The 26,422-nt window shown below is 34.4% G+C and carries 24 protein-coding genes; 12 read left to right on the top strand and 12 right to left on the bottom strand.

The genetic code is table 11. The features are described from left to right. Window positions 1–43: 43 nt before the first annotated feature. Entirely contained in the window at window positions 44–856 is an 813-nt protein-coding gene (locus IPO86_13390) for a class I SAM-dependent methyltransferase (GenBank protein ID MBK9729098.1), read from the top strand. A 177-nt stretch (window positions 857–1,033) separates the two neighbouring features. On the opposite strand, the gene IPO86_13395 is transcribed toward IPO86_13390, so the two are convergent. Continuing rightward, window positions 1,034–3,664 carry an AAA family ATPase gene (locus tag IPO86_13395; GenBank protein MBK9729099.1) on the bottom strand — a complete coding sequence of 877 codons (2,631 nt, stop codon included), beginning with the start codon at window positions 3,662–3,664 and terminating at the stop codon, window positions 1,034–1,036. Between the two features lie 143 nt (window positions 3,665–3,807). On the opposite strand from IPO86_13395, the gene IPO86_13400 reads away from it, so the two are divergent. Genes IPO86_13400 through maf form a run of 5 tightly spaced genes read left to right on the top strand, consistent with a single transcriptional unit; the run spans window position 3,808 to window position 6,420 of the window. Continuing rightward, window positions 3,808–4,149 carry a 2Fe-2S iron-sulfur cluster binding domain-containing protein gene (locus IPO86_13400; GenBank protein ID MBK9729100.1) on the top strand — a complete coding sequence of 114 codons (342 nt, stop codon included), beginning with the start codon at window positions 3,808–3,810 and terminating at the stop codon, window positions 4,147–4,149. 14 nt (window positions 4,150–4,163) lie between these two features. Then, entirely contained in the window at window positions 4,164–4,412 is a 249-nt protein-coding gene (gene iscX / locus IPO86_13405; protein MBK9729101.1) for a Fe-S cluster assembly protein IscX, read from the top strand. 9 nt (window positions 4,413–4,421) lie between these two features. Then, window positions 4,422–4,916, top strand: coding sequence for an HAD-IIIA family hydrolase (locus IPO86_13410; GenBank protein MBK9729102.1), 495 nt, complete (start codon window positions 4,422–4,424; stop codon window positions 4,914–4,916). Next, window positions 4,910–5,821: a UbiA family prenyltransferase gene (locus IPO86_13415; protein ID MBK9729103.1), complete on the top strand. Its 912-nt coding sequence runs from the start codon at window positions 4,910–4,912 to the stop codon at window positions 5,819–5,821. The genes IPO86_13410 and IPO86_13415 overlap by 7 nt, the downstream gene beginning before the upstream one ends. After that, entirely contained in the window at window positions 5,818–6,420 is a 603-nt protein-coding gene (maf, locus tag IPO86_13420) for a septum formation protein Maf (GenBank protein MBK9729104.1), read from the top strand. Before IPO86_13415 ends, maf begins: the two co-directional genes overlap by 4 nt. Here maf and prmA read toward each other — a convergent pair. The 4 genes from prmA to IPO86_13440 form a co-directional block, all read right to left on the bottom strand. Continuing rightward, window positions 6,383–7,219 carry a 50S ribosomal protein L11 methyltransferase gene (prmA, locus tag IPO86_13425; GenBank protein ID MBK9729105.1) on the bottom strand — a complete coding sequence of 279 codons (837 nt, stop codon included), beginning with the start codon at window positions 7,217–7,219 and terminating at the stop codon, window positions 6,383–6,385. The genes maf and prmA overlap by 38 nt on opposite strands. A gap of 1 nt (window position 7,220) precedes the next feature. Further along, window positions 7,221–8,099, bottom strand: coding sequence for a bifunctional methylenetetrahydrofolate dehydrogenase/methenyltetrahydrofolate cyclohydrolase FolD (gene folD, locus IPO86_13430; GenBank protein MBK9729106.1), 879 nt, complete (start codon window positions 8,097–8,099; stop codon window positions 7,221–7,223). Between the two features lie 129 nt (window positions 8,100–8,228). Continuing rightward, complete coding sequence (locus IPO86_13435) at window positions 8,229–9,683, bottom strand: GWxTD domain-containing protein (protein MBK9729107.1); 1,455 nt, start codon at window positions 9,681–9,683, stop codon at window positions 8,229–8,231. A 1-nt stretch (window position 9,684) separates the two neighbouring features. After that, window positions 9,685–10,038: a hypothetical protein gene (locus IPO86_13440; protein ID MBK9729108.1), complete on the bottom strand. Its 354-nt coding sequence runs from the start codon at window positions 10,036–10,038 to the stop codon at window positions 9,685–9,687. Between the two features lie 92 nt (window positions 10,039–10,130). Here IPO86_13440 and IPO86_13445 point away from each other — a divergent pair, with 92 nt between their 5' ends. Then, window positions 10,131–10,979 carry an SDR family oxidoreductase gene (locus tag IPO86_13445; protein ID MBK9729109.1) on the top strand — a complete coding sequence of 283 codons (849 nt, stop codon included), beginning with the start codon at window positions 10,131–10,133 and terminating at the stop codon, window positions 10,977–10,979. After that, window positions 10,979–12,646: a M1 family metallopeptidase gene (locus tag IPO86_13450; GenBank protein ID MBK9729110.1), complete on the top strand. Its 1,668-nt coding sequence runs from the start codon at window positions 10,979–10,981 to the stop codon at window positions 12,644–12,646. Before IPO86_13445 ends, IPO86_13450 begins: the two co-directional genes overlap by 1 nt. Window positions 12,647–12,805: 159 nt before the next feature. On the opposite strand, the gene rplS is transcribed toward IPO86_13450, so the two are convergent. Continuing rightward, window positions 12,806–13,177: a 50S ribosomal protein L19 gene (gene rplS / locus IPO86_13455; protein MBK9729111.1), complete on the bottom strand. Its 372-nt coding sequence runs from the start codon at window positions 13,175–13,177 to the stop codon at window positions 12,806–12,808. Between the two features lie 80 nt (window positions 13,178–13,257). After that, window positions 13,258–15,519: a gliding motility-associated C-terminal domain-containing protein gene (locus IPO86_13460; GenBank protein MBK9729112.1), complete on the bottom strand. Its 2,262-nt coding sequence runs from the start codon at window positions 15,517–15,519 to the stop codon at window positions 13,258–13,260. A gap of 154 nt (window positions 15,520–15,673) precedes the next feature. Here IPO86_13460 and IPO86_13465 point away from each other — a divergent pair, with 154 nt between their 5' ends. Beyond that, entirely contained in the window at window positions 15,674–16,246 is a 573-nt protein-coding gene (locus IPO86_13465; protein ID MBK9729113.1) for a threonylcarbamoyl-AMP synthase, read from the top strand. Window positions 16,247–16,263: 17 nt separating this feature from the next. Here the strand turns inward: IPO86_13465 and IPO86_13470 are convergent, their stop codons facing one another. From IPO86_13470 to IPO86_13480, 3 genes are all read right to left on the bottom strand, one after another. Further along, entirely contained in the window at window positions 16,264–17,796 is a 1,533-nt protein-coding gene (locus IPO86_13470) for a PDZ domain-containing protein (GenBank protein ID MBK9729114.1), read from the bottom strand. A 14-nt stretch (window positions 17,797–17,810) separates the two neighbouring features. Next, on the bottom strand, window positions 17,811–19,280 hold the full coding sequence (locus IPO86_13475) for a glyceraldehyde-3-phosphate dehydrogenase (GenBank protein ID MBK9729115.1): 1,470 nt from the start codon (window positions 19,278–19,280) through the stop codon (window positions 17,811–17,813). A gap of 71 nt (window positions 19,281–19,351) precedes the next feature. Beyond that, the gene (locus IPO86_13480; protein MBK9729116.1) at window positions 19,352–20,218 is read right to left on the bottom strand and encodes a sigma-70 family RNA polymerase sigma factor; all 867 of its coding nucleotides are present in this window, start codon (window positions 20,216–20,218) and stop codon (window positions 19,352–19,354) included. Window positions 20,219–20,450: 232 nt separating this feature from the next. Here IPO86_13480 and IPO86_13485 point away from each other — a divergent pair, with 232 nt between their 5' ends. Next, a complete protein-coding gene (locus tag IPO86_13485; protein ID MBK9729117.1) occupies window positions 20,451–20,828 on the top strand; it encodes an activator of HSP90 ATPase 1 family protein in 378 nt (125 codons plus the stop codon). Between the two features lie 55 nt (window positions 20,829–20,883). Here the strand turns inward: IPO86_13485 and IPO86_13490 are convergent, their stop codons facing one another. After that, on the bottom strand, window positions 20,884–21,678 hold the full coding sequence (locus tag IPO86_13490) for a methyltransferase domain-containing protein (GenBank protein ID MBK9729118.1): 795 nt from the start codon (window positions 21,676–21,678) through the stop codon (window positions 20,884–20,886). 1 nt (window position 21,679) lies between these two features. After that, on the bottom strand, window positions 21,680–22,456 hold the full coding sequence (locus tag IPO86_13495) for an enoyl-CoA hydratase/isomerase family protein (GenBank protein MBK9729119.1): 777 nt from the start codon (window positions 22,454–22,456) through the stop codon (window positions 21,680–21,682). 167 nt (window positions 22,457–22,623) lie between these two features. On the opposite strand from IPO86_13495, the gene IPO86_13500 reads away from it, so the two are divergent. Both IPO86_13500 and IPO86_13505 read left to right on the top strand, forming a co-directional pair. After that, entirely contained in the window at window positions 22,624–25,005 is a 2,382-nt protein-coding gene (locus IPO86_13500; protein ID MBK9729120.1) for a choice-of-anchor B family protein, read from the top strand. Between the two features lie 52 nt (window positions 25,006–25,057). Further along, window positions 25,058–26,245: a peptidoglycan DD-metalloendopeptidase family protein gene (locus IPO86_13505; GenBank protein ID MBK9729121.1), complete on the top strand. Its 1,188-nt coding sequence runs from the start codon at window positions 25,058–25,060 to the stop codon at window positions 26,243–26,245. Window positions 26,246–26,422 lie beyond the last annotated feature (177 nt).

Raw genomic sequence — 26,422 nt, forward strand, 5'->3', positions numbered from 1 at the left:
ATCCAACTGCAAATATATTAAAAATTAATATATATATACGTTAATGATCTGTCTTCGATATTTAGAACGCATTAAAATTTACTTAGAATACTATATTAAAGCGAACACGATCTTTTCAATGCATCCAACGTTCCTTTATAATTTTATTCAATTTGTTTTTGATACTAAAAGAGTCTATTATGATTTTGATATATTGTATAAAATCCATACTGCCCTAGATAGAAATGAAACCATCATTCCGTCGGATAGCTTTTCAATTCAGAATCAGCAAAACGGATATCGTATTTCTGAGTTTAATAAAAAGGCTGGGCATTCGTTGACTGATTATGAAACGCTGTACCGTATATCCATATTTTTACAACCGCAAAACATACTTGAGTTTGGCACCTGTATGGGAACGAGTGCAATAAGCCTTGCCTTAGCCCATAAAAAATCGAATTTAATAAGCGTTGAAGGAAATTCATTTTTAAGTGCGTTTTGCAATTCACAATTTTCAAAAATAGACCTTCCAAATTGCAAATGTTTACATTCAGATTTTTATACTTACCTGAAAGAATCGAATCTCCAGGATTTTGATTTATTTTTTTTAGATGGTCATCACCATTATGAATCCACATTATATTATACCCGTGAATTTTTAAGTCAAAGTACAGAAAACGCCATCATCATTCTTGACGATATACATTGGTCAAAAGGGATGTATAAAGCCTGGAAAGAAATTATCAAAGAACAATCGGTTCAATGCAGTTTGGAAACTATGCGTTGGGGATTTCTATTCAAGAATCGCAAAATCACAAAAGGAAATTATGTTTATATCGATCATAAATATAAACCTTGGAAAATTGGATTATACTAACATTTTCAAGAGATTGCAAATGTTTCGAATTCTTGGAAATCATTTTAAAAATTTAAATTCAATTCCAAAAAAATAAAAAATCCGTGTTGAATTGGTCCCTTGGCGTTGTCTATTTTTTTGATTAAATCAAAGCCTTGTAAATTCTTACTAAATTCTGATTTCTGCTTTTCAAAATTTTTATTTCATAAAGCCTAATCTTGGGCGATTAAAAATATCTCGTCGATCTTTACCCGGTACAAATGAATGTACATCTTCTAATTCAACGATCGATTGATTTGTCTTACTTAATTCACTTTCTGTTAAATTGGAAAGTCTAATATTCTGGAACCTGATAATCTCCTCACATATAGAACGAATTACCCGAGCGTTTCCAAAAAACTTATCCTTTGAATTATACAAATACGCGAGATAAGATCTTAAATGCGTTTCAGCTGCTTCACTCATATGTAGCTTAATATCTGAAAACATTTTTAAAGCAATCATAAATAATTCTTCTTCTGAATAATCCTCAAATTTTAAAATTTTATCAAATCTGCTATTTAAACCGGGATTTGACTTTAAAAAGTATTCCATTGGTTCAGTATAACCAGCCACAAATACGAAAAACTGACCTCGTTGATCTTCCATTCTTTTTAATAAAGTTTGAATCACTTCACTACCATAATCTGCATGTTGATTACCCCCTGCTGTCAATGAATACGCTTCATCAATAAATAAAACACCGCCCATTGCCTCTTCAATTTTTTCCGCAGTTTTGATGGCTGATTGACCAATATAACCAGCCACTAATCCCTGGCGGTCTGTTTCCACCATATGGCCCCGTTCCAGGATTCCTAAAGCTTTATAGAATTTTGCAATAATTCGGGCTACCGTACTTTTTCCGGTACCTGGATTTCCAAGAAAAACAGTGTGCAAATAATGTTGGTTAAGTACTTCTTTTCCAGATTTTTTTGCAAACTGAACAATTTTAACTAATTCTTTGATTTCCTTTTTGACATTATCGATACCAATCAATGCGTCTAATTCTGAAAGTGCGGTACTTAATAATTCATGGTCAATGGGAATTAATGGTTTTGTATGGACCATTTCCATTTCAATTTTTTCAACATCTTCTAATGAAACCTGGCTTAAAGATTCTAAATCAAGATCCTGGGGAGCGGTATTAGACATTACCCGGATTCCTAAATTTATTTTAGCTTTTTCTACCAAATCAAATACTAAACGCGCATTCCCAAAAGTATTGTCCCGATTCCTATAAGCTTCTAAAATTAAGTGATGCAATTCTGCTGTAGCATTCTCCCGAAATTTGACAGCTTTTTTTTGCATTGCAAAATGTGCAATTTCATATAACTCCTGAGGAAGATAATCCGGAAATTCAAAATACAATTTTATCCTTGATTTTAATCCTGGGTTAGAATCCAAAAAATACTTCATTTCTTTTGGATATCCTGCCATGATGACAGCCAGATCACCCGGACCATTCGATAGTTCCTTTACTAGAATTTCTATAACTTCTCTCCCAAAATCCTTACTATCGTCATTGGTTCTAGCAAGCGCATAAGCTTCATCAATAAAAAGTACACCACCTCTTGCTTTTTCAATTACTTCTTTTACTTTAGGTGCGGTTTGTCCAATATACTCACCGACCAATTCTGCTCGATCCGCTTCATAAACATGACCTTTAGAAAGGACGCCCATTTTTTTATAAAGCTTGCCCATCATTTTTGCAATCGTGGTCTTACCGGTACCAGGATTACCATAAAAAACAGAATGTAAGGAAAGCTTTTCTTCTTCCTTTATTCCTTTTTCTTGTCGCAATTGTAAAAACTTTACATACTGTGCATGTTCGCTTACTTTGCGTTTTATTTCTTGAAGTCCTATGAGTTGATTTAATTCAAAAAGTACATCTTCTAATTTTGTGGAATCTACTTCATGTCCAGGTAAAACTATTGGATCTGAAGCGTGCGGTAAGGTAATGGGTGCAATCCCTACTTCAAAATCAAAGCCAATTTCAAAGGGCATTACGGCAAGTAGATGTTCCAAAAAAATGATTTCAACTGTATACAATCCTTCCCACCAACTTCCTTTTACATTAGATCCCCATCCAGCCGTTATATAAATTTTTTCATCTTCCTTTCTAACTGCCACCAATCGTGTAACCTGGCCTTTTAATTCCCGGGCTTCATTCAGAAATTTAATGAATAATTCACACTGCCAATTGGCTTGAACACATTTATTATTTAAAACCAATTCTGCATATACATACCGGGTTTCTTCCCCATGAAATGTTTTTACATATTGCCTTTCATCCTGCAAAACATCTTCAAAAGGGCCTTCATAAAGTTTTAACGATTGCAATTCCAGATATGGAACTAATCCATCAGATTTACTCATTCCAGGATCTTCAATATAAAAATATTTGCTGCCAATTTTTTCACCATCCATCCAGGCTTCCCAATAATAAGTACCTTTTTTCCAGAACGAGCCTTCTTTTTTATTACCCCAACCTTCCCGGATATAAACCGTATGATCAAATTTAGAAATTTTCCGACGAAAACTTAGATTGCAAACTTCCTTTTTAGTTTTAATCAAGCTATAGCATTTGAGCTCAATATCTGTTTCCCAAGATTCCTTATCAAAGTATTTATTAATAAATGAAAGTTCAACATAGATATAGGAAGTATCAAATCGGTCAAAAACTTGTCTGTATTTTTTCTTATTATCAGCCAACCACTCTGTGGAAGCATAGACTTTCAATTCCTTGAATTTGAATTTTTTAGTCTCTGGTAACTTTATATTCTCTTCCATGTCTTTAAATCCTGCTTTTGAAGTTTAAATATATAAATAAACAACTAAACTCCTTCATTTTTAACATTTATTTATTCGCCAGAAGGAAATCATCGAAATTGAACATTAGATCCCATTAATTGTTTGCTTGATTGAATACGAATATGGCTAAGTTCATTTTTAAATTTGAAGATCCGGGGATTCCCGAAAAGACAGCAGTGCTTGATGCGCAAGATAAATCAATTTTAGAAATAGCGGAGGCATTGGATGTGCATTTAAATCACAACTGTGGAGGTGTATGTGCTTGTTCCACTTGTCATATTTATATAGACGCAGGAGATTCCTTTTTAGAGCCCTTGTCTGATAAAGAAGAAGACTTTATAGACCGCGCTATAAATCCAAGACTTGAATCCCGTTTAGCGTGTCAGTGTATTATATTGGATGAATCTGCTGAAATAACGATTGAGGTACCCGATCAAAAAAGGATTATTGGTCACGAACATTAAGAACCCCTTTTCTTATGCCATTTAAAGATATAGAAAATTTACCTATTAGCTGGAAGGATCATGAAGATGTTGCAATGGCTTTATATGAACGATTTGGCCCTGAATTTACAGAAGGGAAAATCTATCGCCTTCGCTTTACAGAATTGATTGAATGGATTTTAGAAATCCCTCACTTTGAAGGTAAACGCGAAGCATGCAATGAAGCCCATTTGGAACAAATTCAAGCAAAATGGGTATATGAATGGAGGGATAATAATTCCTAATTTTAGGCCATGAATGTATATGATCGTTTTATTAAGGTTCAGGCGATAATCCTGGACATTGATGGTGTTTGCACTGATAACCGGATATTAGTTACAGATCATGGGGAGTTTTTAAGAAGTATGAATGTCAAAGATGGATATGCAATAAAAAAAGCAATCCATGCTGGAATTAAAATGGCTATTATTTCAGGTGGCCGAAGCAATGGAACCCGATTGCGTTTTGAATTATTGGGCATCAAGGACATCCATTTAGGAATAGAGCATAAATATCCAAGCCTCGTTGAAATCCTTCGGCAATGGAATATAAGTGCAGATAACACTGCTTATATGGGCGACGATATCCCTGATTTGGAAGTCATGTCTAAGGTAGGATTGGCTGCCTGTCCTGCAGATTCAGCTCCTGAAATTCTAAAAATTGCGAATTATATTTCCCCATTAAATGGTGGAAATGCTTGCGTCCGGGATTTGATTGAAAAAGTATTGCAAGCTCAAGGAAAATGGTAATAAAAGCTTGGATCCGGATGCTTAGAATTCCCAATCTAGGGATTCTTGCATTCACACAATTTTTAATCTATTTTAAATTAATCAATTTTTATTTTCCGGGTGAAGAATTAAATTTAAATCTGCGCCAATTTAGTTTATTGGTCATTGCATTTGCTTGTGTTACCTGTTCGGGTTATATCATTAATAATATTTACGACCGGCAATTAGATTCGAGGCATGAACTTACAAGTTTAATTCCAAAATATTTTTCACTTCCCTTCTCGTGGAGCCTTTATAGCTTTTTTACATTTACAGGGTTTGCAATCTCCTGTTACCTTTCATTTAAAACAGGATTTCACTACTCTATTCTGATATACCCATTTGTTGCATTTGGATTGTGGTATTACGCTTTAAAATTAAAATGTAGTCCGCTTCTGGGAAATATTTTGATTTCGATTTTTACAGGCCTCTCTATTGCCATCATACCATATGCATTTTGGGAATCTATTTATGCGTTACGTTTGTTGGATTATGTTCAATGGAGTCAACTCATGTATCATTTTATCATGCTCATCATATTAGCTTTTTTAAGCAATTTAGCACGTGAAATTATAAAAGATATAGAAGATGAGGAAGGCGATAAAGCGGAAGCATGTTTGTCAACTGCCGCATATTTTGGCCAACAAAAATGCAAACAATTGGCTTTACATATTTTGGTAGCAATCTTTGTAATTAATCTTTCTGTTTGTTGGTTTGCATCAAATGTTCAATTTGTGTTCTACACAATTGCATTTTTAGTACTGCCACTTACCGTTATTATTATACAACTCATTAGATCAAAAGTTATAAAAGATTTTAGTCGTTTGAGCACTATGCTTAAATTTTATATGTTAATTGGAATTCTTTTTTGGACTTATATTTTATGAAAACAAAAATCAATTTACGTAAATTAATCCTGGCTTCCTCATCCCCTAGAAGGAAGCAATTACTTGATGAAGCAGGTTTTTGGTTTGATGTTATTCCATTGCCATTTGAGGAGATCTACCCGGATGACATGGCAAGACATGAAGTGGCCATTTATTTAGCAGAGGAAAAAGCAAAAGCGGCAAGTCATTTAATTCATGGAGATGAAATCTTATTAACTGCAGATTCTATTGTGGTATTAAATGATTTTATTTTTGGAAAACCGAAGGATGAAAAAGAAGCATACAAAATACTTGCACATTTATCGGGTAAAAAACATATGGTGTATACAGGTGTTTGTTTGAAAGATTCATTAAAGCTAATTTCATTTACCGGGAAGTCTGAAGTATTTTTCAGAGAATTAAACCATGAAGAAATTATGTGGTATATTCAACAATACAAACCTTTTGACAAAGCTGGCTCATATGCTATACAGGAATGGATTGGTCTATGTAAAATATCCCATATCCAAGGAAGTTATGCAAATATTATGGGGTTGCCAACTGATTTAGTATATGAATCTCTTAAGTTGTTTCCGGGAGCCCTTGCTTTTGAGCAATAAGGCATAACCAATCTTTCTTTTGATAGCGGTTTAATACTTTTAAATGAAACTTATGAAGACATGCTAACATAAATTCTAAATCCGTTTCTAAAAATCCTGAGATTACGATGATTCCACGTTCAAATAGGTGGGACACCAAAAGTTCCATTGATTCTGATAAAATATTTCGCGTGATGTTTGCCAAAATAACATCATATTGGTCATTCGGAATTTGAGCTATTGAGCCCAGGATACATTGCATTGGAACGAGCTCATTTAATTGAATATTTTCTATCGTATTTTCTATTGAAAGCGGATCATTATCAATAAAATTAACTAAGCTTGCCTTTCTTTTTGCAGCAAAAATTCCCAGGATTCCTGTTCCACATCCAAAGTCAAGAATTTTTTTATTTTCAAAATTTTGATCCAACATCCATTCTAAAATCATGGAGGTAGTCTCATGATGACCGGTTCCAAAAGCCATTTTGGGAGAAATCAATAACGACTCTTTAAAAGTAGAATCTACAGGGTGAAACGGTGCTCTTACCAAGAGTTTTTTAGCAATAGAAAATGCATCAAAATTGGACTCCCATTCTTTATTCCAATCCCGTAACTGATGACTTCTTTTTTCGAAACTTCGTTGTTTTTCTTTTAAATAAGATTCAATTTTAGCCGAAATATTTGTGTCTTCAGTTTCTAAGAATGCTTCCAATGCATCTTCATGTTCAATAAATGAATCAATACCCAATTCATTTAAATAGGCAATTTCAAACTCGTGTTGCGCGGCATCCAAATGGATATAATAGGAGATACAAGCCATATTAACTTACTTGTTTACTAAATGCCTTCCAGGTATTTTCGAGTAGGGCGGTAATGGTCATTGGTCCAACACCTCCAGGCACGGGGGTAATTGCTGCAACTTTTAATGCGACCTCTTCAAAGTCGACATCGCCAACTAATCTGGTTCCTTTAGTTGTCATCGGGTCATCGATCCGATTAATTCCTACATCAATTACGATAGCACCTGCCTTTACCATATCTGCTTTCACAAATTTCGGAATCCCTAAAGCTGCAATAAGTATGTCGGCTGTTAAACAAAGTTCTTTTAAATTTTTTGTGCGACTATGTGCCATTGTAACGGTCGCATTTCCAGGTTTCGATTTTTTAGACATTAAAATTGCAATCGGGGTACCTACAATATTACTTCTGCCTAAAACCACACAATGTTTTCCTTCTGTATCTATTTGATATCTATCCAACATCATTAAAATTCCCATTGGTGTGGCCGGTAAATAGGTTGGTAAACCCAAGGCCATTTTACCAAAATTATAGGGATGAAAACCATCGACATCCTTTTCTGGATTAATTGCAAGATTAATGGCATGTTCGTCAAGATGTCTTGGTAAGGGTAATTGTACAATATACCCATCCAAGGTTGGATCCTGATTTAAACCCTTAATAATATGCAATAATTCTTCTTGCGAAGTGTTCTCCGGCTTTCTGATAAGTGTAGACGCGAATCCAACTTCCTCACAAGCTTTTATTTTATTTCTTACATAGGCCTGACTAGCAGGATTATTGCCAATCAAAACGGCTGCAAGGTGAGGCGATCTTACATCATTCTGACAAAATTCCCGAACCCGGATAAGAAGTTCTTTTCTTAGGATTGCAGAAAGTTGATTTCCATCTAAAAGTAGCATACTCATTAAATTTATTCAAAAAATAAAGTTGTATTAAAAGTTGGCAAAGATATTCACTGATTAAAGAATTAAACAATCAAAAAAGGTCAGAATGAAAGTATCTTTTAGCAATTGGTTGAATCCGTAACATTAATGTTCAAAATATTCCCGAGCCCGTCGGTTATAACCTGATTGTATTTCAGTTGCATCAAAAAAATTATCTCCTTTCTCCTCCCCTGGAGCATTTTTATATAAGTCGATCTCCCATTTCTTATTCTGGCGTTCTCCATGCGCTGTTGAATGCAATAATCTAAAATCACTTCCAGCTAAATCTGGATTATAAAATAAAAATTTTACATTCGTCTGCCCTGTTTTTGAAACTTTATTATACTTCCAGATTTCATATGGAAATGCACCATTATCCTTATCTTCTGCAATCACATCGTCCGGCTTTCCATATCGCAAATAAACAACGCCCCGATCCGTTTCAAAACCATATCCAAATCCCGAATAAAATAACTCGTCAATTTTTCGAACATACTCCAAATAGGTATTAAATGCTTTTTTTGCTGTATCACTGCGTTCACTCCAATATGCAAATAAAAAGACCCGCTTTTCTTCCAATTTTTTTTGCTTATACAGGTCGTTTAATACGGCTACATCTAAACTCGAAATAATAGGATACAATGCGCGAATTGAATAATTAATCAAATCAACCGAAAGTGTATCGAAAAATTGTTTATCTTCTTTTCGACTTCTATTCAGAATTTCAATTTTATCCCAAAAAGGATTTTCTCTAAAGAAATCAATAAACTGCTCGTCTGTTTTAATGGATTTAGAATTTAAAATCTGAACTATCAATCTGTAAGTACCGGTTGTTAAGCTACTGATATCGTGTTTTAGTAAAAAAGGATCAATTGCATTACTATTTCTTGATCTGTACCAATCTTCCTTTAAAGAAAGTATCCCGCTTGAATCCTTTTTATACAAACTAAACTTCAATGCGTATTTGTTTCCTAATTGTTCGGTTTTATAGCTTTCCAAATAAGCATAGAGAATATTTTGTCCGGAATTAAACTGATGATAGATCAGAGGCTCGCTATAAAAGCCATTTTTAAATAAAATATGATTGCTGTCTGTAATAGCTTTTGAAATAGATGATAATTGAATTCCAGATAAAAAAGTGGATTGAGAAGCAGGTTTCACTTGAAAGGTATTCAATAAGGTTAATTCTCTTAAACTGTCATTTGCATCTTCTATTTTAGTTTCCAATTCGTAATTACCAGGTTCAATCGCCCATCGAAGTTGGTGGATTAAAGGTTTTAATTCAAGACCCGAAGGACTTTCAATCAATATTTTATCCACTTTTTTAATTTCCAATCCTTTCTTTAATAAGAGTGTAACATATGCTTTAATTGCAAGTGTGCTATCCTTTTGAATAGTTTTAATAAACCCTTTGTGGTCTATATAAATTCGAATTTCAGCATATGGTTTAAAATCTGGAGTATAAAAAACACAAGGTTGGACAAATGCATTCAGACACCAACCAGGTATTGAAACAAATAAAAAACTTAGAATCAATAAAGTTTTAAGAATCCATTGCATTCTATTCTTTTTTTAGCTTAAACAAAAAGTCCGCTTTCTGAATCTTTGTATGCATCAGTAAATAATGGTCTCTTGTTTTCTCTAATTGAAACGTATAGTCAAGTCCTTTTGTTAATGTCAGTTCATTTTTATTCAGGATATAATTAGCTTGAGTTTCGGAACCCATAAAATTTGTAGTCAGGATATTCTGTTCAAAAAAGAAAAAAGCGCCATCCAGGGTATTGGTCCGTTTTGTATTTCTGGAGGCCTCTACGATCACCCATTTTCCCTTTAAAAATTCAAGGTCAATTTTATTCTCTTGCTTACATCCCAAAAATGTAAGGAGATATAAAAGCAATGTAATTCTGTTTTTCATTTTAGATTCTTATCTTCAAAAATACTATCAATTGCAATCGATGGACAAAATCGAACCCGATATTTTGGCTACTTTTACATTAAATTCAAGCATTGAGATTTGTTTTGATAACTGGTATTTCCTCTGGAATTGGGCTATTTTTGGCACATTTACTCACAAAAGAGGGTTTTTTTGTTATTGGAACTCTAAGGTATGATAAAGTACCAGATCCTGAACTTTTAAAACAAACTAATTTTGCGGCGATAACAATGGACCTCCATGAAGATGTTTCTATAGAGGCTGGAGTGGAGCAATTGAAATCCATTTTAAGAGAAAATCCTTTATATGCCCTTATAAATAATGCAGGATATGCAGTACCCGGGCCACTAACACATTTACCCATGGCGCATTTGAAAGCGCAATTTCAAGTCAATGTATTCGGATCCATTCGATTAATTCAACTCATTTTGCCCTTTTTAAAATCTGATAATACGGAAGCCAGGATTTTGAATATAAGTTCGATTTCAGGATTATTTGCATCTCCATTCCTGGGTGCTTATGCCGGCTCAAAATTTGCATTAGAGGGACTTTCAGATAGCTTGCGTAGGGAATTAACGTTGTTTGGAATTAAGGTAATCTTGATTGAACCTGGACCTATAAAGACGCTTATTTGGCAAAAAAACCTTCGAGTTGAGGAAGATTTCAAACTAAGTCCGTATGCCCTCTATTTAACAAAAGCAACAAAAACGATTCTGGAAACAGAGCGCAATGCACTTCCGGTTGAATCTCTAAAGGACCCAATATTGGCAGCATTGAATTCTAAAAATCCAAAAAACAGATATCTGATTCATAAAAATAAAATTCTGTTCTTACTTTTGGCTAAATTTCTACCTTCAAAATGGGTTGATTTTCTTGTTAGAAGAAACTTGACTTCCGAAAATTCAAAAATCCGTCCTGTCTAATGAAATATACTAAATTTTTCGCACTTTTTATTTCGATTTCATTTTGTTTTAATCAATCCCAAATTGCACAATTCTCTTTTAGTTTGAAAGATAGTTTGCGAGGTGCTTTGCGACCAGAACGAAATTACAATGTCCTCCATTATGATTTAAGCATTCAATTAGACATTCCAGCGCAAAGTCTAAAAGGATTTGTTGGAATGGAATTTCAAGCAAACCAGGATTTATCAACAATTCAGTTAGACTTGTTTGAAAATATGAATATCAAGAAAATAACATATCGTGGAAGGGAACTGAAATTCAATCGGAAATTTGATGCGGTATTTGTGCCGCTTAACATTCAAAAAAATGACCAGGAAGTTTTAAAAATATATTTTGAAGGGAAACCTATCATTGCAAAACGAGCTCCCTGGGATGGCGGCTTTGTTTGGAAGCAAGATGCGCAAGGAAAACCCTGGATCGGGGTGGCTTGTGAAGGTATTGGTGCTAGTTTGTGGTGGCCTAATAAAGATCATTTATCTGATGAACCTGAAAAAGGAATGAATATTCATATAACAGTACCGAATGAATTAATGGCAATTTCAAATGGAAATCTTGAAAAAGTTACGGATGAAGATAAGAAAAACAAAACCTACCATTGGAAGGTTAGTTACCCGATTAATAATTATAATGTAAGTTTATATGTTGGAGATTATATCCATTTCAAGGATCAATATAAAGCTGCTGATGGATCCATTTTACCATTGGATTATTATGTCTTAAAAGGAAAGGAAGATACTGCCAGAAACCATTTTGAGCAGGTAAAAAAAATGCTGGAAGCTTATGAATTTTATTTTGATAAATACCCATTTTGGAATGATGGCTACGCATTGGTAGAGTCGCCATATTTAGGCATGGAACATCAGAGTGCAATTGCTTATGGGAACCAATACAAAAGAGGCTATTTAGGAGCGAGAATGTCTGCGGAATTTAATTTTGACTATATCATTATCCATGAAAGTGGTCATGAATATTTTGGCAATTCTGTTTCCTGCAATGACCATGCAGATATGTGGATACATGAAGGTTTTACTACTTATATGGAGGCTTTGTATGTGGAATATCTTCATGGCAAAAAAGCTGCCTTGCGGTATTTAGAAAGTCAGCGTTCGGGGATCCAAAATAAAATGGCTTTAATCGGACCAAGAGATGTGAACTTTCAGAATTTTCCGGATTCAGATATATATGGCAAAGGATCCTGGGTTTTACAAACCTTGCGATTCACTTTGAAAAATGATTCTTTGTGGTTTAAAATGATTAAAGGATTTTATAATACCTATAAATATAAAAACATAAATAGTGAAGATTTTTTCATGTATGTGAATGACTACACTAAAAAAGATTTTACTCCATTTTTCAATCAGTATTTCAAAACAAACGAAATACCAAAAGTCAAATTGAAAATTTTATCAGATACAAACCGTACCCGAATTCTTTTTAAAATAGAATGTAAAGAAGAAAAATTAGAACTTCCGATTGAAGTAAATATTGATGGCAGGATAATTCAATTAGATGCATCCACAAAAGAGCGAAATATTGAATTTAGCAAGAATTTTAAATCCATTAAAGCAATAAATACACAAGCACTTGTTGAAATTCTACCAAATGAAGAAGGAACCTTTATAAAGTAATCAAATTGAAATTAAGCAACAAACTTTAATAGATCCTTCAAAATCCTAGTATATGGCATCATTTAGGAAATAAAGCCTACCTAATAAGATTGTTAAGCCTTTGATGGCAACAATGAATTAAACGTATTAAAAATTAGCAAATGAGAATAAAACGAAAGCTTATTTTGCAGTTTCTTCCCGAACAGCCATTGTTTTTTCTTTGATTCTAGCTTTTTTACCAGAAAGCTGTCTAAGGTAAAAGAGTTTAGCTCTCCGCACCCTTCCCTTCTTTACCACCTTGATTTCTGAAATGTTTGGAGATGAAAATGGGAATATACGTTCTACGCCAATGCCACTGGATACTTTACGCACTGTAAACGTCTTATTTTTACCTTCTCCCCGGATGTTAATTACATCACCTCTAAAATCCTGAATACGTTCTTTGTTCCCTTCGATGATTTTATAACTGATCACTATGGTATCCCCAGAAGAAAATTCAGGGATCCGGCTAATATCCATCAATTGATCTTGAACATATTTAATTAATTCCATGGCAAATGCATTTAGGTCTTTTAAAAAGAGTCGCAAAGATAGCAAAAATCAATTAAATTACTCAAAATAAATGGAAAGAATTATCTCACGATGGTGGCAAAACCTTTTAATTCGATAAGTTCATTCCTTGGTGTGGTATATCTCACAACATAGACGTATACCCCATTTGGCAAAAGAGCTCCTTGATTATCAAACCTGCCATTCCATCCTTGTAATGGATCCTGAGTCATAAAAAGTCTGGATCCCCAACGGTCCCAAATACTCATTTCATAGGTTTTCATACCTTCAAAATAGCCAATCCCAAAAAATTCATCATTCTTTGCATCTCCATTTGGCGTGAAAGCATTGGGCATAAATAAGGTAACTCTGGGCTCTACATCGATATACTTGGTTAGGGTATCCCGGCATCCATTATTACTAATGGCAATTAAATCAATCTTTTGAAGCCCTGTATCCTGAAAAGTATGGGTAATATTTGACACAAACGTGCGGTCTTTACCATTAAAGGTCCATTGCCGGCCATTTGAATTATTAGAAATATCAATAAACGTTGCGGTCTTTTGAAATGAACTTAATTGACCCGGACTAAAGCTAAAATCGGCATTCGGTGACAATCGGGCAGTTATTAGATTGGGATAATCCTTTTCAATGGTACAACCAATAGGAGAGGTTATTTTAAGTTTTATAGAAAAAACACCACCGTCATTATAGGTATGACAGGGTGAAATTTGATTGCCAAAATTGCCGTCACCAAAATCCCAAATTATATCATAACTGGTATCTATAGGTACTGACAAATTTCTAAAACAAACATTTAAAGGAGTACAGCCATCAAAGGCACTTGGGTCTACAATTAAGATAGGAGGTACAGGAAAATAAGGTATAATTGCAACCGTATCATCTTTACATCCATTGATATCTTGAACCTCGAGTCGCACTGATTTTTTACCAGGGGTGGTAAAACTAAAACTTGGATTCGGTATTATAGAAGTTCCAAAGCTCGAAAAATTCCAATTCCAACTTACCAAATTTCCACTGCCCGTAAATGAACTATCAGAAAAGATAACCGGGCCTGCAACACAAGTATCATAGCGAAATCCATAATCTGCCCGAATACCTGGGTAGACATTCACAAGTATCATTGCAGAATCTGAACATTGGCTCCCTTCATTCAATATCATTTTACCAGCATAGCTTCCAAAACCCGGAAAGGTAAACTGTGCATCCCGATTTGTATTCATTTGCTCTACACCCTGAATATTAAAAGACCAATTATATCGTTGAATAAACTTGATATCAGAACTCTGGTTAAAAAAATCTATTGTTGCTTTTCCACAAGAGTTAATCACAAAATTATTGCCATTCAAAATCGAATCGGCTTTCAATTTTGCAAATACTTTGGGTTCGCAATACGTAACATTAAATTGAAAATCCCTTCTGGTTTCTGTAAGTAATATTCCATTGCGGTATTCTTTTATACAAACACCTACTACAAATTGACCTTGAACCGTTGGTGTTCCTGAAATCAAACCAGTAATCGGATTAATAGTTACAAGTGGATTACCAGCTAAAGGGTAGATCGTAGAATATGTTGGCGATCTAAACGTCACGGTATTATAAGGTGGCGGACAAAATAACGGATCTGGCATTACTCCGAAGCATGTGGTCGCACCATTGCCACCATCCTGACCACCTGCTTTTAAAGGGGTACAAAACTCATAGGTGACTAAATCTCCTTCATCATCAAATATGGAGTGATCGAAATTTAATGGGTTGTTTACACAAATAACAATGGGTGGAAAATTCAGAAAGCGCGGACTATTATTGCAAAGTCTTTGTGCTTCCGGACTTATTTCTATCACGAATGCAGCACCATCTTCACCAGGATTAATAATATTTGAAATGGATTCATTTCTACAACATCTTTGATATACAATATAATATGAATTTGCACTAAAAGGTAAATTGCCTGTTTGAAATTCATACGTACCTTCTTGAACGCAAACATCTTCTGGTATAATCAAACAAGGATTATCAGGTTCTGGGTCCAAAAGGATAATAGATTTTAACCTTACATCACTCAATTTTTTTAGATATCGAAAGGATCCATTTGGCAATTTTTCATAAAAGCCAATTACAATAGAAGGATCCAATTCTGCTCCACCCTCTGCATAACAATCCCGGTACATCTTTAAAGTAACTGCAAAATTGACAACCTTCCGCGCGGTATCTACCCGAAGACATTTATAAAACATGTCACCGCCAATAATGTGCTTTGCGAATATATGCTCACTATGCAGGCTGATGAATAACCAAAAAATGAATCCAATAATTTTTCTCATACCAGTATATACTTCCTTAAACGAATTAATACGTTATATGGTTATTCAATTTAGATATATAATTTCAAAACTTCCATTCAAAACAGCAATTATTTGTAAAAAACACAAAAATATTCAATTTCAAAGGATTAAACCATTCGCTAACTAGAAATCTATGACAGAAATACCAGAAGATCTTCAAAATGCAATCCGTTTTTTAAAAGAAGGGAAGGTTATACTTTACCCAACGGATACCATTTGGGGAATTGGCTGTTCTGCTCAATTTCCAATGGCCGTGCATCGCATTTTTGAAATCAAACAAAGGCCTCCAGAAAAATCTCTCATTTTATTGGTCGATTCCATTCAAATGCTTAAAAAATATGTTCAGAACATTCACCCAAGAGTGGAAACGCTTATGAGCTATCACAATCGACCACTTACTATCATTTATCCAAAAGCTAAAAACCTGGATCCAGCGATTCTATCAAAAGATGGTTCCATTGCTATTCGGCTCTGTCTGGATCCATTTTGTCAAGCATTAATTCAAGGTATTGATGCTCCATTAATTTCAACTTCTGCAAATATTTCACAATTTCCTACGCCTGCGAATTTTAAAGATATACAAAATGAAATTATAATAGCAGTAGATTACGTAGTGAAACATAGACAATCTGCTTTAGAGCCTGGGGAACCGAGTATGATTATTACGTATGATACCGAAGGAGAATTAATATTTATTAGAAATTAAAATTCTCTCCTAAGAATTTACTCCAATATTTTTTTTATAGCCACTTCCAGATTTTTGTCATTCAATAATAACATTCTTTCTTTTAGTGCTGTTCCAAATACCCATTCTGCTAGCGTCAACTTGCAAACTTCAAACAATTTAATATCCTGAAATGGCAATTTTATAATAAGTTTCAATTTGGCAATTTCAGATTCAATTAAAAGTTTAACCTTCGTATCGTTTTCAAGTTTTTCAGGATCTGATTGAATCAAATTTCTAAATTCTATAATATTTGAAACCACAATTCGATTTGCATAATCTTGAATTAAGTCTGAAACAGTATCCTTTTCAGATGCAACAAAAAGGTCTGGTACGACTCCTTTGCCCGATGGCAATTTTCGCTTTTTTAAGGAGTAAAAATTAGTATCCAAATTCCAATTCGGAGATGCAACATAATAATTTGAACTCAATGCTTCATATTGTTTTTGGATGCATCTGCCAGAAGCGGTAATATAACGACTTACTGCCAATCGAATTGCGGAGCCATCTGCTAAAGAAAATTGTTCTAAAACAGTTGACTTCCCATAGCTCTTTTGGCCTATAATAATTGCCCTATCTAAATCTTGTAATGAAGCAGCAATTAATTCTGCAGCAGAAGCTGTTTTATGGTCGATTAAAACAATAATTTTATCCAAAATAAAAAATGGCTTTCCAGTTGATTTATATTCTTTATCCTTTGTTTTGGAGCTTGATGTTTTAAATAAAAGCAGCTCCTTTTCTTGAATTAATTGATTTAAAATGGAAGCGGCTTCATGCACTAAGCCTCCGGTGTTTCCTCTTAAATCAAGAATTAAATGTTTACATTTTTTTGTTGAAATATGAGTTTCCAACACATTCATAAATTCCCGATAACTGGCTTTAGAAACTTGTTTCAATTTCAAGTATAAAACGCCTGCAACAGGAATATGCACATTACTTACAGGATGATCATCGAATTCCTGTAAGGGAAAATTAATTTCTTTGATGATATTTTCCTTTCGAAGCAGACAACTTATTTTCAAAGTATCTACAATTTCATTTTCAATTGCATTTAATAAAGAATCAAAATTGTACCTTAGCGGGGATACATCCTGATTATTAATCGACAACAAATAATCACCGGTTTCGATGCCAGCTTTAAATGCGGGACTTGTTTTTTCAATTTGTGTAATTACTATTTGTGAATCAATAGGAAGTAAATCCAAGCCAAAATTTCGTTGTTTCCCGCTTATTTGAGCCGTATAAAATGGAATTCTATTTACCGGGATATATTCGGAATATGGATCCAAACAAGCCAGCAAAGACTCCAATGCGATATCCGTTGAAACTTCCATATCAAGACTATCTACATACTTTGATTGGATATAGGAAAGGACATCCGTAATTTTTTGAACATTATTATGTGGAATATTTGTTTGTTCTTTTGCTTTTGAATTTGGTTGCTGTGCTTGCCTCATATTCATCCCAGCAAACAAGCCAATAGCGGCACACAAGCCTAATAAAAAAGGCTGCCATTTTTTGTATGTATCCAAATTGTGATCCACTATTAATAGTAGGTAAATCGTCTTACTTTAGCTACATATTTAGCAAGCCGCACGACCTGACAGGTATAACCGAATTCATTATCATACCATGCATAAATAGTGACTGTTTTACCATCCGCTGATAAAATGGTAGATGGAGAATCTACAACGGATGCGCAGGTAGTTCCAACAGCATTACTTGAAACATATTCATTTGATGTTGAATATTGAAGTTGTTCGACAAGTTCTCCATATAAACTTGCATGTCTCAGTTTAGATAGGATCTCTTCCAGTGTAGAGCTGTGTTCTAGCGTTAGGTTTAAAATTGCCAAGGAAACATTTGGAACTGGCACACGCACTGCATTTCCGGTTAATTTTCCTTTAAGATGCGGTAAAACTTTTGCAACTGCACTTGCTGCTCCGGTACTGGTTATAACCATATTAATGGGAGCTCCTCTTCCTCTTCTTGGTTTTCGATGAAAGTTATCCAAAAGATTCTGATCACTTGTATACGCATGTACTGTTTCAATATGCCCTTTCACAATACCGAATGCTTTATCTATTACCTGGATTACAGGTACAATTGCATTGGTAGTGCAAGAAGCAGCACAAAAAATAGTTTCATTGATATTATCAGCTTCTTGTTGATTTACACCAACCACAATATTCGGTATATCTTTTCCCGGAGCCGTTAAAATAATTTGTGAAATACCTGGTCGAAAGTGGGCACTTAATTTTTCCCGAGTATCAAACATTCCGGTATTATCGATTAATAAAGCATCGTGGATACCATAATCTTCATAATTAATTTCAGCCGGTGAAGCTGCAAAAATCATTCGAATCCGATTTCCATTAATTATTGCTTCAGTGCCATCCGGAGTGACTTCAATGGCACCTGGAAAATTGCCGTGGATGGAGTCACTTTCTAATAAGGCTAAACGCTTGAGTACTTCTTCATATTGATCTTTCATCCCAGCGCGTACGACGATCGCCTTTAATCGCAATTGTTCGCCACTTCCTGTGGAGGAAATTAATCGTCTTGCTACCAACCTGCCGATTCGACCAAAACCATATAATACAACATCCTTTGGTTCAAGAATTCCAACTTCAGGATTTAATCCTTGCTTTAATTGGTGAATTACAAAATCTTCTAATTGAGTAAAATTTGAATGTTCTTTTTCCCATTCTGAAGCTAGTTTGCCAATATCAATTCTAGATGGAACTAATGGATCCATCTTAGAAATTATCCTTGCGATTTCAAGACTTAAGTCAAGATCTAAGGGTTTATCAATATAATTTTTTGCAAAAAGATGATCGCTAATGATTTGACTAGGTCTTGCATCATAAAGGTCTTTTCTAAATAAGACTAATTCAATGGAGCGATCAAATCTTAAATCCCCAACTATTTTACTTAGTTCAAGGGCATTTTTTTCTTTCTCCCTCCAATCATTAAGAGCGAGATCGATTTGTTCGTTTTGGCTAATCAAGGACATATTATAAATTTTTACAAAGGTCTTAAAATCCAAGGTCCTTGCCAAAAAAGGATTCTAAAAAAATTGAATTATTATCCTAAATATTGCTTCAATAGCTTACTGCGAGATGCAGAACGCAATTTATTGATCGCTTTATCCTTTATTTGGCGCACCCGTTCTCGTGTTAAACCAAATTTATCTCCAATATCTTCCAGCGATTCAGGATGTTCCACCCCAATACCAAAATATAATTTTATTACATCCGCCTGGCGATCTGTCAAAGTGCCTAAAGCTCTCTCAATTTCTTGTCTCAAAGAATCTTTAAACTCGAGTTTTGAATCTGTTGCTGGCGTACTGTCATTTTCCAAAACATCCAAAAGTGAATTGTCTTCTCCTTCAACAAAAGGTGCATCCATAGAAACATGCCTTGCAGCAACACCCATCGTGGTTTCTACCTCCTCCGTTGGAATTTCTAATAAGGTTGCTAACTCTTCAGCTGATGGCTCTCGTTCAAATTCCTGCTCTAATTCAGAAAAAGCTCTGTTAATTTTATTTAAAGAGCCCACTTTATTTAATGGAAGTCTGACAATCCTGGATTGCTCAGCTAAAGCTTGAAGAATTGACTGCCGAATCCACCAAACTGCATAGGAAATAAATTTAAAGCCTCTGGTTTCATCAAATCGTTGTGCTGCTTTAATCAATCCAAGGTTTCCTTCATTGATTAAATCAGAAAGTGATAAACCTTGATTTTGATATTGTTTTGCAACAGAAACAACAAATCGCAGGTTGGCTTTTGTGAGTCGTTCAAGTGATAATTGATCCCCTTGTTTGATTTTTTTTGCGAGTTCGACCTCCTCTTCGGGTGTCAATAAATCCACTTTGCCGATTTCTTGTAAATATTTTTCAAGAGACTGACTCTCTCGATTTGTAATGGATTTAGTGATCTTTAACTGCCTCATGAATCGCGGATTGGTTTATAAGTCCTTAAAAAACAATGATTTACAACAAGATTATGATATTCTGCTTAAACAGAATGCGAAAATAATGCCAAGCGGACAATATTTCCTCTACATGCAATTAATGTTTTGTGAATAAAAAAAGTTCAAGATTTAACAAAAAAATATTCAAACAATTTTAATATTGCCGCATTATGTAGTCAGACTACAATTTAATTTATCACAAACAGACCCAATGGCAAGAGTTCAATTTCAAGTAGAATTTATGTTTAAATCGTCTCCGGCGACCCTTTATCTATTTGTTACCCAACCAACTTGCATGGTGCGTTGGTTTTGTGACCGGGTAGACAATATCGGTGATCATTATATTTTTGACTGGGAAGGCGATCATGAAGAAGCGACTTTATCAGACGACATCGAGGAGGAATTGGTTAAATATAAATGGCATGGCCGGGATGAAGCAGAGTTTCTTCAATTCCGAATTTACAAAACCGACATCACGAACGAGACGATTCTGGAAATTACAGACTACTGTGATGATGACGAAGTCAAAGGTCAAAAAGATCTTTGGGAGGTCTATATTAAGAAATTCAAGACCTTTTGCGGAGGATAGATATAAATTCGGTTGAATTTGATCATTTTTAATCCTTTTAACGGTTGCTAAGCTTTCATCTCTTCTTGATGACATAATAAGCTGCCGTTGTATAAAAGTTTCTTAGGATTGGTATTTTGGCCAACAGCCAAGGAACCTGTCGAGGTTCAAGATTAAATTTGAATTTGTATATTGGATTCGTAAGGAAGAGTATCCTTTGTTCAATTTTTAAATTATTTTGAGCCATGATGGACTCGAATCGCTCAATGGATATCCCGGTTTCTTTAATTTCTAAAAGTTCGGTTAGGGTGGCAGGATCCTGACCACCGCTTTTTAAAATAAATTTATAAACAGACTTGGGCAATAAATGGTACCAAGGCAATTTACTTAAAATTCGGGAGCTGCTCATTTGTTGATGACCTCCAAAAGGCATTTGCCAGGGTGGAAATCCAAAAAAGATAAGCCCATCTGGTTTAAGAAATTGCTTTAAGACTGGAATAAACCGTTCTTGATTTGGTATATGTTCAATGACATCTTTTAAAACTATAATATCAAAAGGTCCTCCAAGATCCTTTAACAGCTCAATATCATAGACATTCTTTGACAAAAACTTGATCTTTCCTAAATCAAATGCTTCTTGTTGAAACTGTTTAGCCGTTTCAATTCTGGAAGGACTTAAGTCGATTCCAAAACAAAACAAATGTTCCTCTACAAAAGCTTTTAATACACCTGCTTCAGCACATCCTATCTCCAGTATACGGTCTTCTGATTTAAAGCTTCTAAGTTGCTTGATAAAAGGGATTATAAAATCTCTTGCAGTAAGATACTGCATCTCAAAATACCGCTGCTTGTCTGCATGATAATCAAACATTTTAGTGGCCTGTAAACTCTGGTTTACGTTTATTTAAAAAAGCATCGACACCTTCTGTAGCATCCTTAGTAATCATTAAATGGCCAAAAGAATCCAATTCAGATTCATAGCCTGGCATTTCATAATCGAAATATGAATTTACAATTTTAATAACCTTTTGAATTGCGATTGGAGCTTTTGTAGCTATCTTATGAATAATTTCCAATGATTTTTCTACTTCATTTCCTGGTTCCACTACATGATTCACCAAACCTAATCGGAGAGCTTCTTCTGCATTAATCATGTCTCCTGTCATCAGCATTTCAATTGCTTTGCCTTTTCCTATATAATGAATCAATCTTTGGGTCCCTCCATAGCCAGGGATAAGGCCGAGATTCACTTCAGGTTGCCCAAATTTTGCATTTGCCCCAGCTACCCGAATATGACAGGCCATCGCAAGTTCACATCCACCACCTAAAGCAAATCCATTGACAGCTGCAATGACTGGTATGGCCAATTTTTCAATTTCCGAAAATAGCATTTGACCTTTTCTTCCAAGAGCAATTCCTTCTTTTCTACTTAAGCCTACAAATTCAGAAATATCTGCCCCAGCTACAAATGATCGAGCTCCAGCCCCGGTAATAATTAATCCATGTAAGTCTCCAATCCGCTCCTGCACTTCTTCAATGGCCTCATTTAATTCACTTATGACATCGTGATTCAAGGCATTCATTGCTTGTTCCCTATTGATCGTAAGAATACATACCTTGTTATCGTAGTGTTTAATTACTTCATTCATTTTTTTTGATTTTAGGAATGCAAAGATATTCAGCGCAGGGATTTTCGGAATATTATTTAAAAAATCAGCTTCCAGAACATTTTTTTTGATTTACCTGTCTGAAAACGTTAATTTTTAATTGATTGACCTAAGATGTTCTAATTTTGTCCAAATTTTAAATAATCTTTATGAAGAAATACCTTTTACTCCTGGTAATCAATATTTTATGTGTTGGTATGTATGCTCAAAGTGGGGACTTAAATATGAAAATAGTAGCCCACGTTCCAGCTGGTTCTGGTGCTGCCGGAAGTGGTATTTGGCATTTTGTCGACAGTTCTGGGCTTGAATATGCAGTCATTGGATTATCTACAGCGCTTGTTATTTATAGTTTGGAAGATCCATCAAAGCCAATAGAAAGAGCTCGCGTACCTGGGGTCCAGACTATTTGGAGAGAAGTTTATACTTATAAAAATCATATTTATGCAGTGACAGACCAATCGTCAGATGGCGTTATTATTGTAAATATGCGCAATGCACCATTAGACATCACCCATAAATTTTGGACTAGCTCTGTGACCGCTAATAATCAAACAAAAAATATTACCACATGCCATACAGTATTTGTTGATGAAAAAGGAATCTTATGTTTGAATGGCTGTTCACCCTGGCAAGGTGTTTTGTTTTTTGATGTAAATCAAGATCCAGATAATCCAAAATTTCTTGGTGCAGAAACAAAAAGATATTGTCATGATATGTATATGAGAAACGATACGATGTGGTCTTCTGACATAAATAATGGTTTATTATCAATTTGGGATGTGAAAGACAAAGTCACACCCATTGAACTCGCTACGATAACAACTCCTTTTGCGTTTACGCATAATAGTTGGATCTCAGATGATGCAAAATATGTTTTTACTACAGATGAACGTGCAAATGCATTTGTAGCAGCATATGATGTTTCTGATTTAAATAATATTCGGTTGGTAGACCAATGGAGGCCAAAGGATACGGAAGGTCAAGGCGTCATTCCACACAATACCCGATTCCTGGATGGTTATTTAATTACAGCTTATTATACCGATGGAATAAAAATTATTGATGCCCACAGACCGGAGAATTTAATCGAAGTAGGCTCTGTTGATACCTATTTTGGAAACCAACAAGGTTTTCATGGATGTTGGGGTGTCAGTCCTTTCTTGCCTAGTAAAACGATCGTTGCTTCAGATATTGAGGGCGGATTATTTGTAATCAAACCTGATTATATCAGAGCCTGTTATTTGGAAGGAACGGTAAAAGATAGTTTGACCAATGGGAACATTTCACAAGCTTCCGTCGTGATTAAATCTTCCCGCATAAATGGTGAAGAAACAAATTTGAAAGGCGAATACAAAACAGGATATGCAAATGCCGGTACCTATGAAGTTGTTTTTTCTCATCCTGCATATTTTCCTGATACGATTCAAGTACAATTACAAAATGGAATCGTTGAAATCAGAAATATAAAATTACTTCCAAGACAATCGATAAGTCAGCGATTTATTATAAAAGAAAAAGGGAGTATGAAGTTAGTTGAAAACGCTCAAGTATTGGTTACGAATTTAAATAGATCGGTAGAAGGATTGACGGCTGCTGATGGTGCAACCACCTTGCGTGTATTTCAAGATCCTGAGGTATATGATGTAATTGTTGGCAAGTGGGGTTATTTGCACAAAGCAGAAAAATTTAATTCTGAAAATCCATCCGGTGATATTATTATACTTGTTGAAAAAGGATATCAAGATGATTTCATTTTCAATCTTAATTGGACTGTAAAATCAACTGCAAGATCTGGAGCATGGGTTCGTGCTGAACCCACTGGAACCATTTATGAAAATAACCAATTTCAGACTGAATTTGACATACCATCAGATTTAGGTAACCAATGTTACGTAACTGGCAATTCTGGAATAGATCCTTCTGAAGATGATGTTGATAATGGAAATACTATTTTAACAAGTCCTTCAATGAATTTAAGTTCATTGAATGAACCCTTACTAAATTATGCATATTGGTTTTCAAATGCAGGTGGTAATGCCATGCCGAATGATAAAATGAAATTTAAATTAACTTCAGGAATAGACACCTTTTTAATTGAAACGATTAGTTTGAGTGATTCCAGTTGGCATTTAAAAGAAAATTATAAAATTAAAGATTTGATTTCAAATTTAAATGATGTGAAATTTATTGTTGAAATTGCAGATGAAGGCCAGGGCCATTTGGTAGAAGGCGCTTTGGATGCTTTTTTAGTTATTGATGGCAATCCTGTATCAACAAATGATAAAACGAGTGAACTTGATGTTCATGTTTATCCTACCATCTTCAATCAACACACCACTTGTTATTTCAATGCATTAAATGAAAATCAATATAAAATTGTGATCTACAATTCACAAGGAATTTTGGCAGAAGAAAAGGTATTAAACGCAACTGAAAACAATCTTGGTGGAACTTTAAAAGCTGGTTTTTATATTGCACAGGTAATCCATAAAAATCAAGTTTTAAAATCTTTTAGGATTCTAAAAATGTAATCTTCTATAAATGAACCAGGTTGATGGAGTTTCTAATTAAATTCAAGAACTCATGAAACTATATCTGTATTTTATTTTAATTATTTTTTACCTACAAGCTTGTCATACTTTATTTTCGCAACAAGCATTTTTAAATAGTCCAATTAAAGGTCAGTATTTAAATGATTATTTTATTGTCAATTATGTTGACTGGTCTGTTGATAGCATTCACGACCACCATTGCGGATCAAAAACTTATGATGGCCATGCTGGTACTGATTTTGCAATAAAGAATTTCAGTCAAATGGACAAAGGGATTGAAGTATTGGCAGCCGCCGATGGTATTGTTACGGCTGTTGTTGATAGCCTATTCGATAGAAACAAAACCGCCATAACAGGAAATTTTGGCAATTATATTGCTATACGCCATTCAAATAAATATTATAGTTATTACGCCCATCTTAAAAAGAACTCAGCTCTTGTAAAACCAGGAGATGCTGTTACTTCAGGACAAACACTTGCATTTATAGGTAGCTCTGGTTATTCCAGTGATCCTCATTTGCATTTTGAATTGTGGTATGATTCATTATATGTTGTAGATCCATTTAAAGGATCTTGTGGCAATCCTGGCTCTTTATGGAATTCTGAACTTCCTTATGTTGACTCTTTTGGAATCATAGATCATGACTTTTGTAATTTTGCTCCTAGCCTGAATGAATTAAAGGAACGAATTCCTTCTCAAAAAAAATACACTGAAAAAGATGATACCATCAGTTTTTGGATCCAATCCTATGGAATTCGAAAAGATGATATAAGTACTATAAATTGGTACACCCCTTCAGATGAACTTTGGTTTACGTTTAGTTATACACATACTTCGGATTTATGGTATTCTTATTTTTATACTTATATATTCAGACCAACGCTTGCAATACCAGGAATTTGGAAAGCAGAATATTTAATCAATAATCAACAAAAATTAACGGATTATTTTGAATTGTCGCAAAGCACATCTTCAAATAATATAAATTATGAAGCAGCTTTCTGGATTGAAAATGGGCACTTGCATTTTTTAAAACCAATGCAACAAGACGGATATATACGGATCTTTAATACACTTGGACAATGTATTTATTCTGCAAAGCTTACATCGCATATAAAGGATGTTCAATTACCGCTCATAGATTTGAATAATACAATGTACATTCTTAATGTATCAAATCCGGGATATTCAAAATCTTTAAAATTTTATAAATTTTAAGGAGCAAATACTTTTAAAAAGGCCTAAACAAAAGAGAGTTTTTTTTAATCTAAGTGAATCCCATCAGTAGCAGGCATCCTTGCTTCAAGTATGATTAGCATTTATTTATTGGAATTATTCTATTCTTACAAAATATTTTCCGGCCATTTTTTTGGCAAACATATGGATTTCCTTATC

Source organism: Saprospiraceae bacterium (assembly GCA_016717265.1).
Lineage (GTDB): Bacteria > Bacteroidota > Bacteroidia > Chitinophagales > Saprospiraceae > Vicinibacter.